Origin of the sequence: Streptomyces sp. NPDC102360 (assembly GCF_044766085.1) — a bacterium.
In the GTDB taxonomy this organism is placed as follows: Bacteria; Actinomycetota; Actinomycetes; order Streptomycetales; family Streptomycetaceae; genus Streptomyces.
Genome location: NZ_JBIWLG010000001.1, coordinates 1,691,797 through 1,709,792 on the forward strand (window position 1 = coordinate 1,691,797; position 17,996 = coordinate 1,709,792).

Below are 17,996 nucleotides of genomic sequence, written 5' to 3' on the forward strand. Positions count from 1 at the left end.
TAGTCGGACGCATGGATGCTCGCCCCCTCATCACCACGCCCTTCACCGCCTCCAGCACCACCGATGACGTGCTGCGCGGTGTCGACCTCGCCGGTGTCCGCGCGGTCGTGACGGGAGCGTCCTCTGGACTCGGGGCCGAGACGGCGCGAGCACTGGCCGCCGCCGGCGCGGAGGTGACGCTCGCCGTCCGCGACACGGCCGCGGGTGAGGCCGTCGCCGGGAAAGTCGAGAAGTCGACCAACTCGACCCGGCCGCGGGTCGTCCGGCTCGACCTCGCCGACGCGGCCTCCGTCGCACGCTTCGCCGACACCTGGGATGGCCCGCTCCATCTGCTGATCAACAACGCCGGTGTGGTCACCGGCGGCCTCGAACGCACCCGTGAGGGCTGGGAGGTGCAGTTCGCGACGAACCATCTCGGCCACTTCGCACTGGCCACCGGGCTGCGTGGCGCGCTGGCGCGGGGAGCGGCCGAACGCGACGGGGCGCGGATCGTCTCGGTCAGTTCCACGGCCCACATGCGTGCCGGCGTCGACTTCGACGACCTCCACTTCGAGCGTCGCGCGTACGATCCCCAGCTCGCCTACGCCCAGTCCAAGACGGCGAACTCGCTCTTCGCCGTCGAGGCGACCCGCCTCTGGGCCTCCGACGGCATCGTGGCCAACACGGTGAACCCGGGGGGTGTCGCGACGGGACTGCAGCGGAACTTCACGCCCGAACAGAAGGCGTCGCTCGACGCGGCCGAGGCCGCCGGTACGTTCACGTACAAGACCGTCGAGCAGGGAGCCGCCACCAGCATCGTCGCGGCCGTCGCCCCGCAGTTCGCCCGCACGGGAGGCCACTACCTCGACGACGGGCAAGAGGCGTACACCGTGCCGAACGACGCCGAACTCGCGCAGCACCCGCACGGTGTCAAGGAGTGGGCCCTTGACACCGCGACCGCCGAGCGCCTTTGGGCCGTCTCGGCCGGCCTGCTCCGCCGGGCCGTGTCCCGCTGATCGCGTACGTGTCCGTGACGTGACGGTGCAGGTGTCTTCAGGATGTTGCTCCCCGCCGCTACTCTGCGCGGATGATCGACACGACCGACACCCGGATCCCCGAAGGGGACGAGCGGCGGATGCGCCTCGACGTCGAGAAGGGCGGCGTCGGTGTGCTCACGCTGTGCCGTCCGGCCAAGCTCAACGCCTGGAGCTGGGAGTCCAGCCGGCAACTGGGCATCATGGCCGACCGGATCCGGTTCGACGAGCGGATACGTGTGGTGCTGCTGCGCGCCGAGGGGCGGGCCTTCTGCGCGGGGATCGATGTGACCGCGCCCGGCGGGGGCATCGAGGGGGAGAGCGGTTCCGCGCGGCACCGGGCGTACTACGAAGGCATCCGGTGGGTGCACGAGCGGTTCGCCGCGTTCGCGCGGCTGCCGCAGCCCGTGGTCGCCGCCGTGCAGGGGTACTGCCTGGGCTTCGGGTTCGAGCTGGCGCTCATGGCGGATGTCCGGATCGCGGCCGAGGACGCCGTGTTCGCCCTGCCTGAGGTGCAGTTGGGGGTCGCCGTCGACGCGGGCGGCGATCTGCGGATCGCGCGCGAGGCGGGGGCCGGGTGGGCGAAGTTCCTCGCACTCACCGGGCGGCGGATCGACGCGGAGACCGCTCACCGGCTCAATCTGCTCCAACAGGTGCTGCCGGTCGACGAGTTGGAGCGTGCCGCACGCGGCGTTGCCGCCGAGATCGCCGGCAACGCGCCGCTCGCCGTGCAGTCCGTCAAGCGCGACATCGACGCGTACGCCGACGCGGGCCTCGACGCGGCGCTCGACCGGGTCGCCATGAGCGCCGCGCTGACGCTCACCTCCGAAGACGCGACCGAGGGGTTCACGGCGAAGGCGCGGCGCAGGCCGCCGGAATACCGGGGCGCGTGAGACGTTCGCAACGGTGTCGGCGGAGTTCGTCGACGCCGTAGCGTCCGTCCCCGCCCGAAAGGTGACCATGACCACCGCACCCTTCGCCCCGCGCACCCTCCTCGCCGAGAGCAGGCTCGGAGTCCTCGCCACCCTCAAGGCCGACGGCCGGCCGCAGCTCTCGCCGGTGCAGCCGTTCTACGACCCCGGCACCGAGACGTTGTACGTGTCGATGACCGAGGGCCGCGCCAAGACCGCCAACCTGCGCCGCGACCCCCGCGCCGCGCTGGAGGTGACGGCCCCGGACGGCCGGGCCTGGGCCACCGCCGAAGGCGCCGTGAAGCTCGTCGGGCCGGGCACCGACCCCAAGGGGCCGGAGGTCGAGGCGCTGGTCGAGTACTACCGCAAGGCCGCGGGCGAGCATCCGGACTGGGACGAGTACCGGTCGGTGATGGTGTCCGACCGTCGGGTGCTGATGGTGATGGCCGTGGACCACGTGTACGGGCAGCGGATCGGCTGAAATCCAGGATCACGTGTACGGGCAGCGGATCGGCTGATGTCCGGGTTCACGGAGCGAACGGGCCGCGCCCCAGCTGCTCCCGGACCGGTGTCACCGGTGCGTTGACCAGGGCGCGCCGCTGCCAGTTCGCGCCGTCCACCACCAGTGTGTGGCCGCTGATGAAACGGGCGTAGGGGGAGGCGAGGAACGTCGCCGCCCAGCCCAACTCCCGTGGCGCGCCCACCCGGAGCGCGGGCTGGCGGGCGGCGGGATCCTCGGCGCGGTCGAGGTTGTCGCGGATGTCGGGCGTCATGTCCTCGTGCGGCATGAGGCCCGGCACCAGCCCGTTGACCTGGATGCCGTACGGCCCCCACTCCACGGAGAGGGTTTCCACCAGGTTCTTCACGCCCGCCTTCGCCGCCGAACTGTGCGCGTAGCCGGGCCCGCCCGTCCACGCGTACGACGCCCCGACGGCGATCACCGAGCCCGGTGTGCCGGCCGCCAGGTGCCGGCGCCCGAACTCGCGGGTCATGAAGTACGTGCCGTTGAGTGTGATGTCGACGACCGCGCGCCAGCCGTTCGGCGACAACTCCTCGGCCGGTGCCGGGAAGTTGGCGGCCGCGTTGTTCACCAGGACGTCCGGTGTCCGGCCGTGCGCGGCGAGCGCGGCGTCGAAGACCTCCGTGATCCGGGCCGCGTCCCGGATGTCACAGGTCGCCGCCGTGATCAGCCCCGCGCCTCCGATCGCCTGCAACTCCTCGCGCGCGGGCGCCAGATGCTCCGGCTTCCGGCTGACGATCATCACGTCGGCCCCGAGCCGCGCGAACTCCGCCGCTACGGCCCGCCCGAGCCCCGTCCCGCCCCCGGACACCAGCACGAGCCGGCCGTCGTACGTGTCCGGAGGCAGCGCGGACGTGCCGAGCGGGGGAGGGGCGGGGAGGCCGCGCGGAGCGGGTGAGGAGTGCGTCATGGCGCACATGGATACCCCCTGAACGCTCAACCTTCCATGGCTTGGCGGCTGTTCGGTGCCGGCGGGTCCCGGGTTCCCGGTCCGCGCGAACCCATATTTGCCACGCCTATCGTTTTTCGATAGATTCCCATCGCGAATCAATGGGAAGGTCAGGGTGGGTCATGGGGAAGTGGACTGTGCGTGCACTGCGCGCCGTGCTCGCGGTGGTACTCGCGGGCACCGTGTTCGTCCAGGTGTCGATGGCGTGGTTGTTGATCAGTGGGAGCGATCCGGAGGACGGCACGATGCCGCTGACCGCGCTGCGCGTGATCACGATCCTGGGGATGGTCGCGGCCCAGGTCGCCCTGGTCTGCGTATGGCGGCTCGTGTCGATGGTGCGGCGCGGAACCGTGTTCTCCCACGCCGCCTTCCGATACGTGGACGGGGTGATCGGCGCGATCGTGGCGGTCGGCGTGCTCTGGTTCGTCGTCACGGGTGTCAACGCGCCCGGCCAGCGGGACGATCCGGGCGGCACCCTCATCATGGGCGGGATCGGCCTGGCCATCCTCGGTGTCGCGCTCATCGTGCTCGTGCTGCGGATGCTGCTCGCCCAGGCGGTCGCGCGCGACGTCGAGGCGACGGAGCTGCGGGCCGAGCTGGACGAGGTGATCTGATGCCGATCGTCGTCGACGTCGACGTGATGCTGGCCAAGCGGAAGATGTCCGTCGGCGAGCTGGCCGAACGCGTGGGGATCACGCCCGCCAACCTCGCGGTCCTGAAGAACGGCCGCGCCAAGGCGGTCCGCTTCACGACCCTCGCCGCGCTCTGCGACGTACTCGAGTGCCAGCCGGGCGACCTGCTGCGGTGGGAGGCGGAGGGCGCCGCGGGCGCGTGAGGCGCCCGGGGCGCGAGGTGCGCCGCAGGCGCCCGTTCCCCTCACGCCTCCACGGCCTATCGCCGCGCCCGCGCCACGGCCCGCTCCCCTTCCGGTGAGAACACGCCGGCCTTGCGCCGCGCCACCTCCCGCTCCAGGTCCGCCTGGAGCAGCTGCGCGTGGAGCGTGACGCCTGCCCGGTAGCCCGCGCTCGCGGCGTTGACCACCTGTTCCGCGGGGCCGGTCGCGTTCCCCACGGCCCATACGCCCGGCACGCTGGTCAGGCCGGTGGGGTCCACCTCGACGAACGGGCCCATCGGGGTCTCCTTCGTCCGGGCGCCGAGCGCGCTCAGCAGGGAGTCGCGCGGCACCATCACCGCCGGGACGACCACCACCGACCTCGGGAACACCCGGCCACCTTCGAGGCGCACCCCGGTCAGCCGGTCGTCCGTCACCTCGATGCCCTCGACCTTGCCGCTCACCACGCTGACCCCGGCCGCGGCGAGGGTCTGCCACTGCTCGTCCGGGAGGTCGTCCTCGTCCGCGCCGTTCAGGAACAGCGTCACGTCGGAGGAGAGGCCACTGAACAGGATGGCCTGGTGGATGCCCGTCGCCTCGCGGTAGAGGACGGCGATGGGCTGGTCGCGCACCTCGTAGCCGTGGCAGAACGGGCAGTGGATCGCGTCGTCGCCCCAGCGTTCGGCGAGGCCGGGGATGTCCGGGAGCTCGTCCACCAGGCCGGTGGCGATCACGAGGCGTCGTGCGTGCACCGCGGCGCCGCCCGCCAATGTCACCTCGAACTCACCGGAACCGTCGGGCTCGGCCGCCGTCACCAGGTCCCGCACCAGCTCGACGCCGTACTCGGCGATCTCCCGCCGCACCTCCGCCAGGAACTCGGCGGGCGGCATGCCGTCCCGGGACGGGAAGCCGTGCATTTGCGCGGCCGGCGCGTTGCGCGGTTCGCCCGCGTCGACCACGAGCGCCGAGCGGCGCGAGCGGCCCAGGATCAGCGCGGCCGTCAGGCCCGCCGTTCCGCCGCCGACGACCACGACGTCGTACGCGTTCTGCTTGATCCCTGCCGGAGCCTGAGCCTGCATCGTGACCACCTCGCACTCGAAAACCGCTGTGCTCCCGAAGGTGCACCCACTCCTGCCGTATTGACAAACAAGCTTGCTGAAACTGCAATGGATTCATGAATCGGCAAGGTCATCAGCACCACGAGCACGAGGGTGAGCAGTCCGACGCGAGCATGGACGCCGTCCTGTCCGGCGTCGGGCCCAGGCTGCGTGCGCTGCGCAAGGACCGCGGCGCCACCCTGTCCGGGCTCTCCGAGACCACCGGCATCTCCGTGAGCACGCTCTCCCGTCTGGAGTCGGGCCTGCGCAAGCCCAGCCTTGAGCTGCTGCTGCCCATCGCCCGCGCGCACAAGGTCCCCCTCGACGAACTGGTCGGCGCGCCGCCCGTGGAGGATCCGAGGGTGCAGGCCAAGCCCATCGTGCGCGGCGGGCGCACGCTCATCCCGCTGACGCGCAAGCCGGGCGGCCTCCAGGCGTACAAGGTGATCGAGCCGAAGCGCCGGATCGAAAACCCGGAACAGAAGTCGCACGAGGGCTACGAGTGGATGTACATGCTCTCCGGAAAGCTGCGGCTGCTGCTCGGTGAGCACGACGTGATCCTGGAGCCCGGGGAGGCGGTCGAGTTCGACACCCGTGTGCCGCACTGGTTCGGGTCGACGGGGGAGGGGCCCGCCGAGTTCCTGATTCTGTTCGGCCCACAGGGCGAGCGCATGCATGTACGGGCGCGGCCCGCGCGCAGACCGGCCGGCGAAGACTGAAGCCGCGCGGGCAAGGACTGAAGCCGCACCGGCGAAGACTGACCCCCACGGGGCATTCACAGATCGGCAAGCGACCGCTTAGTATGCGGCCGAACCCGGTTTGACGAAGCAGTCCCGTGGAGGCTCCGCATGCAGGCATGGCAAGTGCACGAGAACGGCGAGCCGAGCGAGGTGATGCGCCTCGAAGAGGTCGAGCGTCCCGTGCCCGGCGAGGGGCAGGTTCTGCTCAAGGTGCGCGCCGCCAACATCAACTTCCCGGACGCCCTGCTCTGCAAGGGGCAGTACCAGGTCACGCCGCCGCTGCCGTTCACGCCGGGCGTGGAGATCTGCGGTGAGACCGAGGACGGGCGCCGCGTCATCGCCAACCCCGTGCTGCCGCGCGGCGGCCTCGCCGAGTACACGGTCGCCGACGCGAAGTCCCTGCTGCCCGCGCCCGATTCGCTCGACGACGCCGAGGTCGCCGCCCTGCACATCGGCTACCAGACGGGCTGGTTCGGCCTGCACCAGCGCGCCCGCCTCCAGGCGGGCGAGACGCTGCTCGTGCACGCCGCCGCGGGCGGGGTCGGCAGCGCCGCCGTACAGCTCGGCAAGGCCGCGGGCGCCCGGGTCATCGGCGTCGTCGGCGGCCCCGAGAAGGCGAAGGTCGCGGCGGAACTGGGCTGTGACGTCGTGGTCGACCGGCGCTCCGAGGACGTCATCGCCGCCGTGAAGGAGGCCACCGGAGGCCGCGGCGCCGACGTGATCTACGACCCGGTCGGCGGCGACGCCTACAAGCAGTCCACGAAGGTCGTCGCCTTCGAGGGCCGCATCCTGGTCATCGGCTTCGCGTCCGGCGTCATCCCGACCGCCGCGCTCAACCACGCGCTGGTGAAGAACTACTCCATCGTCGGGCTGCACTGGGGCCTGTACGCCACCAAGAACCCGGGGCTCATCCCGCACTGCCACCAGAAGCTCACCGAGCTGGCCGCGAGCGGCGCTATCAAGCCCCTCGTCAGCGAGCGCGTCGACCTGAGCGACGCCGCGTCCGCCGTGCAGCGCGTCGCCGACGGCATCACGACGGGCCGCGTCGTGGTGGTGCCGGGCCTGAACTCCCGTCAGCAGGAAGGAACCGTCGCATGAGTGTCGACGCCGCCCAACTGCGCACCCGTACGCAGGAGTTCCTGGCCGCGCACCCGCCCGCGACCACGCCGCGCGAGGACTTCCTCAGCGCCCGCTTCGACGCCGGGCTCGCCTGGGTGCACTACCCCGAGGGCCTCGGGGGGCTCGACGCGCCGCGCGCCCTGCAGGCCGTCGTCGAGGCCGAACTGACCGCGGCGGACGCCCCGGACAACCACCCGCGGCGCAACGGCATCGGGCTCGGCATGGCCGCCCCCACCATCCTGCGCTACGGCACCGACGAACAGAAGCGGCGCTTCCTCAAGCCGCTCTGGGTCGGCGAGGAGATCTGGTGCCAGCTGTTCAGCGAGCCCGGCGCAGGCTCCGACCTCGCCGCGCTCGGCACCCGCGCCGTCCGTGACGGCGACACCTGGGTCGTCAACGGCCAGAAGGTGTGGACGTCGGGCGCGCACAACGCCCGCTTCGCGATCCTCGTCACCCGCACCGACCCGGACGTGCCCAAGCACAAGGGCATGACGTACTTCGTCTGCGACATGACCGACCCCGGCGTCGAGGTCAGGCCGCTGCGCCAGATCACCGGCGAGGCCGAGTTCAACGAGGTGTTCCTCTCCGACGTCCGGATCCCCGACGCCCACCGGCTCGGCGAGGTCGGCGACGGCTGGCGGGTCGCCCAGACCACCCTCAACAACGAGCGCGTCTCCATCGGCGGCATGCGCGTCCCACGCGAGGGCGGCCTTGTGGGCCTCGTCGCCAAGACCTGGCGCGAGCGCCCCGAACTGCGCACCCACGACCTGCACCAGCGCCTCGTGAAGCTGTGGGTCGAGTCCGAGGTCGCCCGCCTCACGTCCGAACGCCTGCGCCAGCAGCTCGTCGCCGGGCACCCCGGTCCCGAGGGCGCGGGCATGAAGCTCGGCTTCGCCCGCCTCAACCAGGAGATCAGCGGCCTGGAGGTCGAACTCCTCGGCGAGGAGGGGCTGTTGTACGACGACTGGACGCTGCGGCGTCCCGAGATCGTCGACTTCGCGGGCCGCGAGGCCGGTTACCGGTATCTGCGCGCCAAGGGGAACAGCATCGAGGGCGGGACGAGCGAGATCCTGCTGAACATCGTCGCCGAGCGCGTCCTGGGCCTGCCGTCCGAGCCGCGCACCGACAAGGACGTCGCCTGGAAGGACCTCGCCAAGTGAGCACCCACAGCACCGAACCGGATCTCCTCTACTCCGAGGAGGAGGAAGCGCTCCGCTCGGCGGTCCGCGACCTGCTCACTGACCACTGCGACGCCACCGAGGTCCTCGCCCGCGTCGACACGGACGCGCCGCACGACCGCGCGCTGTGGAAGAACCTCGCCGAGACGATGGGCCTGGCCGGCCTCCTCGTCCCGGAGGACAAGGGCGGCCAGGGCGCCTCGCACCGCGAAGCGGCCGTCGTCCTGGAGGAGTTGGGGCGCGCCGTCGCCCCGGTGCCGTACCTGACCAGCGCCGTCATCGCCACGGAGGCGCTGCTCGCCTGCGAGGGCGACGAGGCGGCCACCGTCCTCGCCGCCCTCGCCTCCGGCCGCTCCATCGGCGTGCTCACCGTGCCGCTGTCGGCCACGGCCGGGCAGGACTTCAGGGACGTACGGGACGAGGGTGGGGCGCTGACCGGGCGTGTCACCGGCGTCGCGGACGCGGCCGCCGCCGATGTGTTCCTGGTGCCCACCGTGAGCGGCCTGTTCGCCGTCGACGCGGTCGCCGAGGGGGTCACCGTCGAGCCGCAGACCTCGCTGGACCGTACGCGCCCGCTGGCCGCCGTGACGTTCGCGGGGGCCGCCGGGCGGAAGCTGACCGGCAGTGCGGCGACGGCGGTGCGGCGCGCTCTGCGGTCCGGCGCCGGGCTGCTCGTGTCCGAGCAACTGGGGCTCGCCGACTGGCTGTTGACGGAGACCGTGCGCTACACGAAGGAGCGCAACCAGTTCAACCGGCCCGTCGGCTCCTTCCAGGCGCTCAAGCACCGGCTCGCGCAACTGTGGCTGGAGACGGTCAACACGCGGGCCGCCGCCCGTAATGCGGCCGACGCGCTGGCCGCAGGCAGTGAGGATGCAGACATCGCGGTCGCCGTCGCCCAGGCATACGCCGCGCCCGTCGCGGTGCACGCCGCCGAGGAGGCGTTGCAGCTGCACGGCGGCATCGGCATGACGTGGGAGCACCCGATCCACCTGTACCTCAAGCGCGCCAAGGCGGACTCGATCGCGCTCGGCACGGCGGGGCGGCACCGGGAGGAGCTCGCCGAACTGGTCGATCTGCGGGCTCCCTGAGCCGGACCGCGACGCCGGGGGCGCGCAACTTCACAGGCTGGGCACAGGCGAGTTTTACCTCTCCTTGACGAGATGACATTATTGCGACTCGTTCGCAATAGCATCAGATCTTGAATAGGGGTGGGTGACGTGGCCAGGCCGGCACGGAGCGCGACAGCAGGGGCAGCGGTCGCCGCATTGGCGGTGACCGCTGCGGCGTGCGCGGCGCCGAACGACGACGCCAAGGGCGGCGGCGCCGACAGCGCGGTCGTCGGCATCGCCTACGAGCCCGACAGCCTCAGCCCGCTCCTCGGCTACGGCAAGGACGGCAACTCGAAGATCTTCGACGGGCTGCTCACGCACGACGCCGACATGAAGCTCAAGCCCGCCCTCGCGGCCGAGCTGCCGAAGGTCACCGACGGCGGCCGCACCTACACGTACGAGTTGCGCGACGGCGTGAAGTTCAGCGACGGCAAGCCGTTCACCTCCAAGGACGTCGTCTTCACGTACGAGTCCATCCTCGACAAGCGGACCAACAACGCCTCCAAGACCGAACTGGACGCCGTCAAGGACGTCGAGGCGAAGGGCGACGACACGGTCGTCTTCCACCTCAAGTACCCCTACGCGCCGTTCGCCGAGCGCACCGTCCTGCCCATCGCGCCCGAGCACGTCGCGGGCCACCAGGACGTGAACAACGGCAGGTTCACCACCAAGCCCGTCGGTACAGGACCGTACAAGCTGGTGAAGTGGTCCAAGGGCGAGAAGCTCGTCTTCAAGGCCAACCCCGACTACTGGGGCGGCGCGCCGAAGATCAAGAACTTCACCATGGCGATCATCAAGGACGACGACGTGCGCGCCACCCGGCTGCGCTCCGGCGACCTCGACGGCGCCATCCTGCCGCCCAACCTCGCCAAGACGTACGCGTCGGACCCGGACATGAAGACGTACGCGGCGAAGACCTTCGACTACCGCGTCGTCACCCTGCCCACCGGCAACAAGGTCGCGGGCGACAGCGCCGTCCGCCGGGCCCTCGACATCGGCGTGGACCGCAAGGCCATGGTCGACCAGATCCTGGAGGGCGCGGGCAAGGAGGCCTACGGTCCTGTGCCCACCGACAGCCCGTGGTTCACCAAGGGCACCGAGCGGGCGCACGACCTCACCAAGGCCAAGAAGCTCCTCGACCAGGCGGGTTGGAAGACCGGCACCGACGGCATCCGTAAGAAGGACGGCGTCCGCGCCGCCTTCCCGCTCTGGTACCTGACCGGCGACAAGCTCCGCCAGGACCACGCCCTCGCCTACGCCTCCGACGCCAAGAAGCTCGGCATCGACGTCAAGGTCGAGAGCGGCACCTGGGAAGTCATCATGCCCCGCATGCCCAAGGACGCCGTCCTCGCCGGCGGCGGCGCACCCGCCGACCCCGACTTCGACCAGTACTCGCTGCTCCAGTCCTCCCTCGCGGGCGACGGCTTCAACAACATGGCGCACTACGACAACAAGAAGGTCGACGCCGCCCTGGAGGACGCCCGCCGCACGGACGACAAGGCGAAGCGGCAGGCCGCGTACGACACCGTCCAGCGCGAGCTCGTGAAGGACCCCGGCTACACCTTCCTCACTCACATCGACCACCTCTACGTGGTCGACAAGAGGTTCGGCGACCTCTCTACCCAGGTCGAGCCGCACGACCACGGGCTTGCCTCCGGGCCGTGGTGGAACGTGGAGGACTGGAAGGCATGAGCAGACGGCTCCCCTGGGGGCCGATGGCGCGCCTGACGGGCCGGCGGATCGTGTTCGCCGTGCCCGTCCTGGCCGCCGTCACCTTCGGCGTCTTCGCGATCGCCGCGGCCTCCCCCTTCGACCCGGTCAAGGCGTACGCGGGCACGGCCGGGCTCACCGCGTCACAGGAGAACCTCGACCAGCTGCGGGTCAACCTCGGCGTCGACCAGCCCCTGTTCGCCCGCTGGTGGGACTGGCTGACGTCCGCGTTCGCCGGTGACCTCGGCGACTCGGCCGTCATGCGGCAGCCCGTCGCGCAGGTGATCGGTGAACGCCTCGGCTGGTCCGTCCTGCTGGCCGCCACCGCGTTCCTCGTCGCGATCGTGCTCGGCACCCTCCTCGGCGTGCTGGCCGCGCGCAGGCAGGGTGGCTGGCTCGACCGTGCCGTCACCTCCCTCGCGTACACGCTGGAGGCCGCGCCCCCGTTCTGGCTCGGTCTGCTCGCCGTATGGCTGTTCGCGCTGAAGCTCGGTGTGCTGCCCGCGGGCGGCCTCACCGACACCGGCTCCTCGACGGTCACCGCCGGACAGGTGCTCTCACATCTCGCGCTGCCCGCAGGCGTGTTGGCGATCTCGCAGCTGCCGTGGTTCGTCCTGTACGTCCGTCAGGGCGTCGGCGACGCGCTCGATGAGGACCCCGTGCGCGGGGCCAGGGCCCGCGGACTCGCGCCGCGCAGCGTCCTGTTCGGGCACGCGCTGCGTTCCGGGACGCTGCCCGTGCTCACGCTGATCGGCTCACGGGTGCCCGAACTCATCACCGGTGCGCTGCTCGTGGAGACCGTGTTCAGCTGGCCGGGCATCGCCGCCGCGACCGTGCAGGCGGCCACGTCCGTCGACTTCCCGCTGCTCGCCGCCATCACGGTTCTGGCGACGCTCGCCGTGCTCGCCGGGAACTGGGCCGCCGATCTCCTGTACGGCATCGCCGATCCGAGGGTGGGCTTCGATGGCTGACCAAGCCGCGGGGGCCGACCGGGCCATGGCTGCCCCGGCCCCGCAATGGCGCACGCACGGGACGCGGCGCCGCTCCACGCGCGCGTGGCGGGTCCGTTCGTCCGCGGTGATCGTGGCCGTGGTGGTCCTCGCCGTGCTGCTGGTGCCGCCCCTGACACAGCTCGACCAGCAGGCCGTCGACCTCGCCGCGAAGCTCCAGCCGCCGTCCTGGGCGCACCCGTTCGGCACCGACGACGTCGGCCGCGACCTGCTGCTGCGCAGCGTGTACGGGCTGCGGGTCTCGCTGCTCGTCGGGGTGGTGGCCGCCGTCGTCGCGACCGTCATCGGCACCGCCGTCGGGGCGCTCGCGGGCGCGCTCGGCGGTTGGGTGGACCGGGGTGTGATGCGTGTCGTGGACACCTTCTCGTCGGTGCCGCACCTGCTGCTCGGCATCTTCATCGTGGCGATGTTCCGGCCGGGCGTGTGGCCCGTCGTGATCTCGGTGGGCCTGACGCACTGGCTGTCGACGGCCCGCATCGTGCGCGCCGAAGTCCTCTCGCTGCGCTCGCGCCCCTATGTGGACGCGGCGATCTCCGGCGGCGCCTCCCGGTGGCGGGTGACGGCCAGACACCTCCTGCCCGGGGTGCTGCCGCAGGCGGCGCTCGCCGCGGTGCTGATGGTGCCGCACGCCATCTGGCACGAATCCGCCCTGTCCTTCCTGGGCCTCGGCCTGCCCACCCACCAGGCCAGCCTCGGCACGCTGGTACAGACGGCGCGCGGCTCGCTGCTCGCGGGCGACTGGTGGCCGACCCTCTTCCCCGGCCTGTTCATCATCGTGCCGACGCTGGCCATCGCCGGCCTCGCGGGCGCCTGGCGCGAACGCCTGAACCCCCGCCGCCGATCGGAGCTGACCCTGTGACCACGGTGCTTTCGGTGGACGGGCTGTCCGTACGGTTCCGGATGCGCGACGGCGCGTACGTACGAGCCGTCAGCGACGCCTCCTTCGACCTCCGGGCGGGGGAGTGCCTGGCCCTCGTGGGCGAGAGCGGCTGCGGCAAATCGGTACTGGCTTCTGCACTCCTCGGCCTGCTGCCCGCGAACGCGGAGACGGCGGGCTCGGCGCGCCTCGGCGACCTGGACCTGATGGCGGCCGACGAAACGACGCTCGCGCGCACGGTACGGGGCCGCCGGATCGGACTGGTGCCGCAGAGCCCGGCCGCCCACCTCACCCCGGTCCGCACGGTGCGCTCACAACTGGTCGAGACGCTGCGGCAGTTGACGGGAGCGCCGCGCCGCGGCCAGCGGCTGGAGGAAGCCGTCCGGCAGGCCGCCGAACGCGCCGCCTTCCCGCTCGACCACCTCGACCGCTACCCTCACGAACTCTCCGGCGGCCTCGCGCAACGCGCAGCGACAGCGCTCGCGTTGGTCGGCGACGCGCCCCTCCTGCTGGCCGACGAGCCGACCACCGGCCTCGACCGCGACCTCGTCGAGCGCACCGTCGACGAACTGCGCCGCCACATCGGCACCGACCGGGCGCTGCTGCTGATCACGCACGACCTCGCGGCGGCGGAGCGGATCGCGGACCGGGTGGCGGTGATGTACGCGAGCCGCATCGTCGAACTGTCGGAGGCGGACGCCTTCTTCGGGTCGCCCGGCCCCCGCCACCCGTACGCCCGAGGCCTCCTGAACGCGCTGCCCGACCGCGAGTTCACCCCGATCCCCGGGATGCCGCCGGAACTGAGCGCACTGGGGGAGGGCTGCGCGTTCGCTCCGCGCTGCACACGCGCCGACGACCGGTGCACGACGCTGCCGCTGCTGGCGGACGGCGTGGCCTGCCACCACCCGGTACCGGCCCACCAGGAGGCCACCCGTGCTTGAACTGCTGTCCATCACGGCGGGCTACGACCGCCGCGCCCCGGTCATCCGTGACGTGACCCTGACCGTCCGCCCCGGCGAGAGCGTCGGCCTCCTCGGCCCCAGCGGCTGCGGAAAGTCGACCCTCGCCCGCGTCGCGGCGCTGCTGCACGCCCCGGACGCCGGCCGCGTGGTCATCGACGGCGAACCGGCCCACGGCTGGCGCCACCGCGCCCCACGCGCCCAGCGCACCGCGTTCGGCGTCGTCTTCCAACAACCGCGCCTGTCCGCCGACCCGCGCCTGCGCCTGGCCGACCTGATCGCCGAGCCCCTGCGCGCGAACGGCGCCGACCACGCGTCCCGCGTACGGGAATTGGCCGACACGGTGGGCCTGTCCACCGACCTCCTGACCCGCCGCCCCCACGAGGTCAGCGACGGCCAACTCCAACGCGCCTGCCTCGCCCGCGCCCTCACCCTGCGCCCCCGCTGGCTGATCTGCGACGAGATGACCGCAATGCTCGACGCGTCGACCACGGCCGCACTGGTGGCCGCGGTGGAGGCCTACCGCCGGGAGACCGGGGCGGGACTTCTGGCCGTGGGACACGACCGTGTACTGCTGGAGCGGTGGTGCGGGCGGACGGTGGAGTGGGGGGAGTTGGCGGAGGCGTAGGCGGGCCTTCCCGTCGGGTCCCCGCACACGTCGACGCTCCCGTAGGGTGCGCGGGTTGTCGTGGCGGAGTGGCGGACGCGGGAGGAACCTCTCGCGGTATTTCGTGCGAGGCGGTGGTCCTCGACCGTGCGCTGCGGGACCTCACCGAGGCGGCCTCCCGCGATCCACGGGTCGCGGGCGCCCGCGACCGGCTGGAGGAGCGGCTGCGCGGCCTGGCGGCTGCGGTGCGGCCACGTGCGGAGTACGCGGTCGTGCACGGCGAACTGGGCCCCGACCACGTCCTGGTGGACGCGGACGGGGACTTTCCCGACCGGGCGTTCATGGCCGGCATCGCCGAGCACAACCTGAACCAGGCGCTGGAACTGATCCGCGCCTGACGGGTGGCAGGATCAGGCGGCGCTGCCCGCAGGTTCGACACGGGCCAGCGCGCCGATCTCCAACGCCGTCCACACCGCCCCGTCCGGGCCCACCGCGATGCCGTGCGGTTCGGAGTTCGGGGTCGGGAGGGCGTGGACGGTGATGGTGCCGTCGGGGGTGATCGTGCCGACGCGGTTGGCGCCCCATTCGGTGAACCACGCGGTGCCTTCGGCGTCGACGGTGACGGCGTGCGGGCGGGCCGTCCGGTCGGGCAGGGGGAACTCGGTGATGTGACCGTCCGCAGTGATGCGCCCGATCTGGCCGGCGGCGATCTCGACGAACCACAGCGCCCCGTCGTGCCCTGCCGCGATCCCCACCGGGGCCGCCGCCTCCGTCGGCAGGGGATGGATCGTGACCGCGCCGTCCATGCCGATCCGGCCGATGGCGTTCGCCTGGTTGAGGGTGAACCACATCGCGTCGTCGGCGCCCGCGGTGATCGCCGAGGGGAACGCGCCGGTGAGCGGGAGCGGGAACTCGGTGATGTCGCCGTCCACCGTGATGCGGCCGATGCGGTCGGCGGCGGTCTCGGTGAACCACAGCGCCCCGTCGGGACCCGCCGCGATGCCGAACGGTCCGCAGCCGGGCGTGGGCACGTCGAATTCGTCGACGACGCCGTCGATGGTGATCCGCCCGATCCGGTCCGCCTTGTACTCGGTGAACCACAGGGCGCCGTCCGGACCCGGAGCGATGACGGTCGGCCCGCAGTCGGGGGCGTCGAGGCGGTGGCGTGCTGGATCGGAGCCGGGGACGAGCCGGCCGATCTCGCCACTGTGGACGAGGGTGAACCACAGCGCGCCGTCCGGGCCCGTGGTGAGGGCGTAGGGGCCGGAATCGCTGCCGGACACCGGGTGCTCGTGGACGGATACCTGAGGGGACAGCTGAGTCACAGGGGCTTCTCCAGGTCGTGTTCGGCGGTGATGCGGGCGACGTCGCCCGTGGGCGTACGCGTAGAGGCGGCTGAGGCCTCTCAAGACGGTTCCTCGCTGCGGGGCCTCGCCGCAAACTTACGACGGACGTGAAAGGGAAGCGATGCTCAGGTCAGACGTTCGATCTCGGCCACCAGCGCCTCCGCGTCATGCCGCAGCCGCGGCCCCAGCCGCTCCCACGAATCCTCCGCCTCACCCAGATACACCGAGCGCGCATGCACAAGCACCGCGCGATTTTCCTCCGGCAGCCGGGGGAGGGCCCAGTCCGCCGCCGCGTCCTTCGACAGGATCTCCCCGGTCACGAGGGTGGCCCAGACGCGGGCCAGCGTCAGGATCACATTGCGGGTGTCCGTCTCCAACTCCTCAAGGAGCGCCGGGACCCCGGCCACGGTCGCGCGGCGCACATCGGACTTGGGGACCGGGTGGAGCAGTTCGGTGGCCGGCGGCCCGAACAGGACGACACCGCGCTGCCGCACCATCGTGACCAGCAGCGCCAGGTCCTCGTCCACCTCCGGCTCCGGCGTCTCCCCGCGCTCGTACGCCTCCCGAAGCCACTCGCCGTACTGGAACTCCCGCACCGGCGGAAACCGCCACGGCCGCACATCGGCGAGCTGTACGAGCGTCAACTCCACCGGACGGTCCCGGCCGTGTGCCGCACCCGCCCCGGACAGGCCCAGCAGCCTGCCGACAGGCGCGCGCGTTGGTCGTGTGTCGTGGGCGCGCCGGTCACGGCGAACACGTCCACATCGCTGTGCGGACGCAGGCCGCCGGAGACCGCCGAGCCGTACAGATACACGGCCACCAGATCCGGCCCGAGCACCTCGCGCAGCGCCTCCACCACGCACTCCACCTGGCGCACGTCCGACTCCCTTCGCTTTCCGCCGATCCTCGCCCCTCCCTGCCATCATGCACGCCCGTGACCAGTGCCTTGCGATGGCCCCGCGGTGAACCGGGGGTGCCGGTCTCGCCAACTCCCGTCCCACCTCTGCCGGTTGATGACCAGCGCCCCGCATACTCACCGTGTCCCACCGGCCCACCACGGGAGGCACACATGGCCCCGACCACCCGCCGCAGAGCCATCGGCACCCTCGCCGCAGCGCTCGCCGTCGGTGTCACCACACCCAACCTGGCGCAGGCCGCCGAGCCCAAGCGCGGCCCCGTGCCCCTGCGGCGCGCGCACGCCCACAACGACTACGAGCACCCGCGTCCCCTGTTCGATGCGCTCGACCAGCGGTTCAACAGCGTCGAGGCCGACATCTACCTCGTGAACGGCGACCTCCTCGTCGCCCACGACCCCGTCGACCTCGACCCCACACGCACCCTGACCTCCCTCTACCTCGCCCCGCTCGCCGCCCGTGTGAAGGCCAACCGCGGATCGGTGTACCGGGGTTGGCGCACCCCGCTGCAACTCCTCGTCGACATCAAGACCGACGGCGCGGCGACGTACCAGGAACTCGACCGCCAACTGCGCCGCTACGGCCGTCTCTTCACCACGTACGACCGTGGGCGTGTGCACAAGGGCGCCGTCACCGTCGTCGTCTCCGGCGACCGGGCCGCCCGCCCGCCGATGGAGGCGCAGGCGCGGCGCAGCGCGTTCTACGACGGCCGCCTCACCGACCTCGGCAGCGCCGCGCCCGCCTCGTTCGTCCCGCTCATCAGCGACAACTGGGCAAACAACTTCACGTGGCTGGGGAGCGGTCCCATGCCCGCCGCCGAGCGCGACAAGCTGCGCGGCATCGTCGATGCCGCCCACGCGCGCGGCCAACGTGTCCGCTTCTGGGCGACCCCCGATGTCGCCGGTCCCGAACGCGATGCCGTCTGGGCCGAATTGATCGCCGCGGATGTCGACCACCTCAACACGGATGACCTCGCGGGCCTGCGGTCCTTCCTGGAGGCCCATGACGAGGCCCACGACAAGCGTTCTGGTCGGTGACCCCGGGTTAACACCCGTTCGGGGGACAGGTCATGCCCCGGTCGGCGCCCTCCGCTGCGTCACACTTG

Annotated in this window: 20 protein-coding genes and 1 pseudogene; 16 read left to right on the plus strand and 5 right to left on the minus strand. The window is 71.9% G+C overall.

Going from position 1 to position 17,996, the window contains the following annotated elements:
• The first annotated feature begins 11 nt into the window (after positions 1 to 11).
• From ACIRHA_RS07720 to ACIRHA_RS07730, 3 genes are all read left to right on the plus strand, one after another.
• Positions 12 to 995: an SDR family NAD(P)-dependent oxidoreductase gene (locus ACIRHA_RS07720; RefSeq protein WP_403841139.1), complete on the plus strand. Its 984-nt coding sequence runs from the start codon at positions 12 to 14 to the stop codon at positions 993 to 995.
• A 71-nt stretch (positions 996 to 1,066) separates the two neighbouring features.
• Positions 1,067 to 1,906 (plus strand): enoyl-CoA hydratase/isomerase family protein, encoded by an 840-nt coding sequence (locus tag ACIRHA_RS07725; protein ID WP_403841141.1) that lies wholly within the window; start codon positions 1,067 to 1,069, stop codon positions 1,904 to 1,906.
• Between the two features lie 67 nt (positions 1,907 to 1,973).
• Complete coding sequence (locus tag ACIRHA_RS07730; protein WP_403841143.1) at positions 1,974 to 2,405, plus strand: PPOX class F420-dependent oxidoreductase; 432 nt, start codon at positions 1,974 to 1,976, stop codon at positions 2,403 to 2,405.
• A gap of 46 nt (positions 2,406 to 2,451) precedes the next feature.
• On the opposite strand, the gene ACIRHA_RS07735 is transcribed toward ACIRHA_RS07730, so the two are convergent.
• Positions 2,452 to 3,354 carry an SDR family oxidoreductase gene (locus tag ACIRHA_RS07735; protein WP_403841146.1) on the minus strand — a complete coding sequence of 301 codons (903 nt, stop codon included), beginning with the start codon at positions 3,352 to 3,354 and terminating at the stop codon, positions 2,452 to 2,454.
• A 161-nt stretch (positions 3,355 to 3,515) separates the two neighbouring features.
• Between ACIRHA_RS07735 and ACIRHA_RS07740 the strand changes: the two genes are divergently transcribed.
• Both ACIRHA_RS07740 and ACIRHA_RS07745 read left to right on the plus strand, forming a co-directional pair.
• Positions 3,516 to 4,007 (plus strand): DUF2975 domain-containing protein, encoded by a 492-nt coding sequence (locus tag ACIRHA_RS07740; RefSeq protein WP_403841148.1) that lies wholly within the window; start codon positions 3,516 to 3,518, stop codon positions 4,005 to 4,007.
• Positions 4,007 to 4,228, plus strand: coding sequence for a helix-turn-helix transcriptional regulator (locus ACIRHA_RS07745; protein WP_351338056.1), 222 nt, complete (start codon positions 4,007 to 4,009; stop codon positions 4,226 to 4,228). The genes ACIRHA_RS07740 and ACIRHA_RS07745 overlap by 1 nt, the downstream gene beginning before the upstream one ends.
• A 56-nt stretch (positions 4,229 to 4,284) precedes the next feature.
• Here ACIRHA_RS07745 and ACIRHA_RS07750 read toward each other — a convergent pair whose 3' ends face one another.
• Positions 4,285 to 5,304, minus strand: coding sequence for an NAD(P)/FAD-dependent oxidoreductase (locus tag ACIRHA_RS07750; protein ID WP_403841150.1), 1,020 nt, complete (start codon positions 5,302 to 5,304; stop codon positions 4,285 to 4,287).
• A gap of 95 nt (positions 5,305 to 5,399) precedes the next feature.
• On the opposite strand from ACIRHA_RS07750, the gene ACIRHA_RS07755 reads away from it, so the two are divergent.
• The 10 genes and pseudogenes from ACIRHA_RS07755 to ACIRHA_RS07800 all read left to right on the plus strand — a co-directional run.
• Positions 5,400 to 6,041, plus strand: a complete 642-nt coding sequence (locus ACIRHA_RS07755; RefSeq protein ID WP_403841153.1) for a helix-turn-helix domain-containing protein — start codon at positions 5,400 to 5,402, stop codon at positions 6,039 to 6,041.
• Between the two features lie 129 nt (positions 6,042 to 6,170).
• A complete protein-coding gene (locus ACIRHA_RS07760; protein WP_403841155.1) occupies positions 6,171 to 7,160 on the plus strand; it encodes an NADPH:quinone oxidoreductase family protein in 990 nt (329 codons plus the stop codon).
• Positions 7,157 to 8,341, plus strand: coding sequence for an acyl-CoA dehydrogenase family protein (locus ACIRHA_RS07765; RefSeq protein ID WP_403841158.1), 1,185 nt, complete (start codon positions 7,157 to 7,159; stop codon positions 8,339 to 8,341). Before ACIRHA_RS07760 ends, ACIRHA_RS07765 begins: the two co-directional genes overlap by 4 nt.
• Entirely contained in the window at positions 8,320 to 9,447 is a 1,128-nt protein-coding gene (locus ACIRHA_RS07770) for an acyl-CoA dehydrogenase family protein (RefSeq protein ID WP_403842179.1), read from the plus strand. Before ACIRHA_RS07765 ends, ACIRHA_RS07770 begins: the two co-directional genes overlap by 22 nt.
• Before the next feature lie 129 nt (positions 9,448 to 9,576).
• The gene (locus ACIRHA_RS07775; RefSeq protein WP_403841161.1) at positions 9,577 to 11,160 is read left to right on the plus strand and encodes an ABC transporter substrate-binding protein; all 1,584 of its coding nucleotides are present in this window, start codon (positions 9,577 to 9,579) and stop codon (positions 11,158 to 11,160) included.
• A complete protein-coding gene (locus tag ACIRHA_RS07780) occupies positions 11,157 to 12,149 on the plus strand; it encodes an ABC transporter permease (RefSeq protein WP_403841164.1) in 993 nt (330 codons plus the stop codon). The genes ACIRHA_RS07775 and ACIRHA_RS07780 overlap by 4 nt, the downstream gene beginning before the upstream one ends.
• Complete coding sequence (locus ACIRHA_RS07785; RefSeq protein ID WP_403841165.1) at positions 12,142 to 13,047, plus strand: ABC transporter permease; 906 nt, start codon at positions 12,142 to 12,144, stop codon at positions 13,045 to 13,047. The genes ACIRHA_RS07780 and ACIRHA_RS07785 overlap by 8 nt, the downstream gene beginning before the upstream one ends.
• A gap of 41 nt (positions 13,048 to 13,088) precedes the next feature.
• Entirely contained in the window at positions 13,089 to 14,006 is a 918-nt protein-coding gene (locus ACIRHA_RS07790; RefSeq protein ID WP_403842181.1) for an ABC transporter ATP-binding protein, read from the plus strand.
• Complete coding sequence (locus ACIRHA_RS07795; protein WP_403841167.1) at positions 13,999 to 14,652, plus strand: ABC transporter ATP-binding protein; 654 nt, start codon at positions 13,999 to 14,001, stop codon at positions 14,650 to 14,652. Before ACIRHA_RS07790 ends, ACIRHA_RS07795 begins: the two co-directional genes overlap by 8 nt.
• 68 nt (positions 14,653 to 14,720) lie before the next feature.
• A pseudogene (locus tag ACIRHA_RS07800) lies at positions 14,721 to 15,029 on the plus strand (hypothetical protein); the annotation flags it as partial.
• A 12-nt stretch (positions 15,030 to 15,041) separates the two neighbouring features.
• On the opposite strand, the gene ACIRHA_RS07805 reads toward ACIRHA_RS07800, so the two are convergent.
• The 3 genes from ACIRHA_RS07805 to ACIRHA_RS07815 form a co-directional block, all read right to left on the minus strand.
• On the minus strand, positions 15,042 to 15,956 hold the full coding sequence (locus tag ACIRHA_RS07805; RefSeq protein ID WP_403841170.1) for a virginiamycin B lyase: 915 nt from the start codon (positions 15,954 to 15,956) through the stop codon (positions 15,042 to 15,044).
• Between the two features lie 146 nt (positions 15,957 to 16,102).
• On the minus strand, positions 16,103 to 16,627 hold the full coding sequence (locus ACIRHA_RS07810; protein WP_403841172.1) for an aminoglycoside adenylyltransferase domain-containing protein: 525 nt from the start codon (positions 16,625 to 16,627) through the stop codon (positions 16,103 to 16,105).
• Positions 16,618 to 16,854, minus strand: a complete 237-nt coding sequence (locus ACIRHA_RS07815) for a nucleotidyltransferase domain-containing protein (RefSeq protein WP_403841174.1) — start codon at positions 16,852 to 16,854, stop codon at positions 16,618 to 16,620. The genes ACIRHA_RS07810 and ACIRHA_RS07815 overlap by 10 nt, the downstream gene beginning before the upstream one ends.
• Positions 16,855 to 17,046: 192 nt before the next feature.
• Between ACIRHA_RS07815 and ACIRHA_RS07820 the strand changes: the two genes are divergently transcribed.
• The gene (locus ACIRHA_RS07820; RefSeq protein WP_403841177.1) at positions 17,047 to 17,928 is read left to right on the plus strand and encodes a phosphatidylinositol-specific phospholipase C/glycerophosphodiester phosphodiesterase family protein; all 882 of its coding nucleotides are present in this window, start codon (positions 17,047 to 17,049) and stop codon (positions 17,926 to 17,928) included.
• Positions 17,929 to 17,996 lie beyond the last annotated feature (68 nt).

What these genes read in the sequence shown, in the direction of transcription:
- ACIRHA_RS07740 (WP_403841148.1), top strand. Translation starts at nt 3,516, where the DNA reads ATGGGGAAGTGGACTGTGCGTGCACTGCGCGCCGTGCTCGCGGTGGTA.
- ACIRHA_RS07780 (WP_403841164.1), top strand. Translation starts at nt 11,157, where the DNA reads ATGAGCAGACGGCTCCCCTGGGGGCCGATGGCGCGCCTGACGGGCCGG.
- ACIRHA_RS07765 (WP_403841158.1), top strand. Translation starts at nt 7,157, where the DNA reads ATGAGTGTCGACGCCGCCCAACTGCGCACCCGTACGCAGGAGTTCCTG.
- ACIRHA_RS07745 (WP_351338056.1), top strand. Translation starts at nt 4,007, where the DNA reads ATGCCGATCGTCGTCGACGTCGACGTGATGCTGGCCAAGCGGAAGATG.
- ACIRHA_RS07760 (WP_403841155.1), top strand. Translation starts at nt 6,171, where the DNA reads ATGCAGGCATGGCAAGTGCACGAGAACGGCGAGCCGAGCGAGGTGATG.
- ACIRHA_RS07725 (WP_403841141.1), top strand. Translation starts at nt 1,067, where the DNA reads ATGATCGACACGACCGACACCCGGATCCCCGAAGGGGACGAGCGGCGG.
- ACIRHA_RS07735 (WP_403841146.1), bottom strand. Translation starts at nt 3,354, where the DNA reads ATGACGCACTCCTCACCCGCTCCGCGCGGCCTCCCCGCCCCTCCCCCG.
- ACIRHA_RS07750 (WP_403841150.1), bottom strand. Translation starts at nt 5,304, where the DNA reads ATGCAGGCTCAGGCTCCGGCAGGGATCAAGCAGAACGCGTACGACGTC.
- ACIRHA_RS07730 (WP_403841143.1), top strand. Translation starts at nt 1,974, where the DNA reads ATGACCACCGCACCCTTCGCCCCGCGCACCCTCCTCGCCGAGAGCAGG.
- ACIRHA_RS07755 (WP_403841153.1), top strand. Translation starts at nt 5,400, where the DNA reads ATGAATCGGCAAGGTCATCAGCACCACGAGCACGAGGGTGAGCAGTCC.
- ACIRHA_RS07785 (WP_403841165.1), top strand. Translation starts at nt 12,142, where the DNA reads ATGGCTGACCAAGCCGCGGGGGCCGACCGGGCCATGGCTGCCCCGGCC.
- ACIRHA_RS07720 (WP_403841139.1), top strand. Translation starts at nt 12, where the DNA reads ATGGATGCTCGCCCCCTCATCACCACGCCCTTCACCGCCTCCAGCACC.
- ACIRHA_RS07790 (WP_403842181.1), top strand. Translation starts at nt 13,089, where the DNA reads ATGCGCGACGGCGCGTACGTACGAGCCGTCAGCGACGCCTCCTTCGAC.
- ACIRHA_RS07820 (WP_403841177.1), top strand. Translation starts at nt 17,047, where the DNA reads ATGGCCCCGACCACCCGCCGCAGAGCCATCGGCACCCTCGCCGCAGCG.